We start from the raw sequence: 1,932 nt of genomic DNA on the forward strand, positions 1-1,932 counted from the left end.
CTGGACCTACCACCTGTCCCGAGAACAACACCGCAACCACCCCACCCACACCCTCCACACCGCCGCCTAAACCTCACTCCAAAAGAGCCACACCCGAATCATTTCGCGCGAGCGGTGCTTCGCTCTCGGCCGCGCCTGGCGGTGTAGGGCAGCACGAACAAGTACATGCCGGTGAACAGGAGCAAGGCGAGCGGGAGCAGCGGCACGTAGGACACCCAGATGACGGGCTCTTCCTGTGCCAAGGCGACGGTGGTGACGATCACGGTCGCCGTGAAGGCGATGGCCAGCCAGCGGTGGCTCTGCCGAATCCACTTGTTCAAGTTCATCGGTAACTCCTCTGAAGACGGGCGGCCCCGAACGCCGGCGACCTGCCGAGGTGGGGACGTTCGGTTGCTTGTGGACGTTTGGTGGGGGCGATCGACAGCAGCAGCGCCGCAACTCGTTCGCCTCGGACGGCGATTTCGCCGCTGGCCGTTCACGATGTCCACGGCAGTCACGCTATGTGCGGCTCGGGTATCGACGCTTCTCGATTCCTGACCGGTCTGGTCGCGACGCAGGCATCCCCGCAGTCGCACGCGACGCCCGGTACCGGTGGGCGCTGGAGGGAGGGCCGGGCGCACGCACTCACTGGTTCCCACACCTCGCCAGAAGCAGGACGCCCGCTACGGCACCGAGCGCCCGGTGCCGCGCCGAGCGTCGCTCACCACCGACCCACACTCAGCCCCGCGGTCGCCTTCCGCGAGAGCTAGATGGCGAGCCACGCACCGCGACGAAGCTCATCCCGCCCCCGTGGTACGAGACCGCGAAGCCGAGGACGAGCTGGCGGAACACCCGATAGGCCAGCAATGGCCGGTAGGCGGCGGGGATGAGGAGCACCGCGGGCGCGCTCGTCAAGATGCGCCCGCGACTACCTCGTCCCAGCTGTCAGCCTTCCTGCGAGCTCAGCGGAGCTCGTTGATGCGGATCAGGTTTCCCGCAGGATCGCGGACGGCGCAGTCGCGAACGCCGTAGGGCTGCTCGGTCGGCTCCTGGACGACCTCGACGTCGCTGGCCTGCAGCCGCTCGAATGTGCCATCGAGGTCGGTGCTGGCCAGGGTGATGATGGCGAAGGTGCCCTTGGCCATCATCTCGGCGATGGTGCGGCGCTCGTCGTCGGTGATGCCGGGGTTGGCCGCCGGCGGGTACAGGACGATGGACGTGCCGGGCTGTCCGGGAGGGCCGACCGTGATCCAGTGCATCCCGTTGTACCCGACGTCGTTGCGGACCTCGAAGCCGAGTATGTCGCGGTAGAAGGCCAGCGATGCGGCCGGGTCGTCGTGCGGAAGGAACGCGTTGTGGATGGTGATGTCCATGGCAGTCACGCTAGGTGCGGCTCGAGTTCGGCGCTTCTCGATTCCTGATCGGTCTGGTCACCTGCTTCGCCACGCATGCCGGCATCCCCACCGTCGCGCGCGCCTCCTGGCTCCGGTAGACGCTTGGCGGCACGCCGACCAGCTCGGTGAAGCGGGTACTGAAGGTGCCAAGCGACGAGCAGCCGACCGTGAAGCAGACCTCGGTGACGCTGAGGTCGCCGCGACGCAGCAGCGTCATCGCGCGCTCGATGCGCCGCGTCATCAGGTAGGAGTACGGCGACTCTCCGTAAGCGCGCCGGAACTCGCGGCTGAGGTGCCCGGCCGACATGTGCACGCCGCGGGCGAGCGCCTCGACGTCCAGCGGCTGCGCGTACTCCCGGTCGATGCGATCGCGGACGCGGCGCAGCAGCGCAAGGTCGCGCAGGCGCTGCGCCGCAACGGGACTGCTGGTCACCTGCGAGATAGTGCCACGTCGTATCGGGGTTGCCTAGTACGGCAGCAGCCATTTGGTTTTTGACCTGCGGGAACGTGTGGTTGGGGGCTGCATTCGATGTAGGGCAGCCGCCTGTTAATCATGTGT

General features: G+C 67.3%; 3 protein-coding genes. All 3 read right to left on the reverse strand.

Annotated elements, in window-relative coordinates:
- Window positions 1–98: 98 nt before the first annotated feature.
- The 3 genes from ACWDKQ_RS35975 to ACWDKQ_RS35985 all read right to left on the reverse strand — a co-directional run bounded on the left by ACWDKQ_RS35975 (window position 99) and on the right by ACWDKQ_RS35985 (window position 1,806).
- The gene (locus ACWDKQ_RS35975; protein ID WP_450143208.1) at window positions 99–326 is read right to left on the reverse strand and encodes a hypothetical protein; all 228 of its coding nucleotides are present in this window, start codon (window positions 324–326) and stop codon (window positions 99–101) included.
- Between the two features lie 615 nt (window positions 327–941).
- Window positions 942–1,352, reverse strand: coding sequence for a VOC family protein (locus tag ACWDKQ_RS35980; protein ID WP_450143209.1), 411 nt, complete (start codon window positions 1,350–1,352; stop codon window positions 942–944).
- Window positions 1,353–1,362: 10 nt separating this feature from the next.
- Window positions 1,363–1,806, reverse strand: coding sequence for a helix-turn-helix transcriptional regulator (locus tag ACWDKQ_RS35985; RefSeq protein WP_450143210.1), 444 nt, complete (start codon window positions 1,804–1,806; stop codon window positions 1,363–1,365).
- Window positions 1,807–1,932 lie beyond the last annotated feature (126 nt).

The sequence above is a fragment of the Saccharopolyspora sp. NPDC000995 genome (assembly GCF_053599315.1).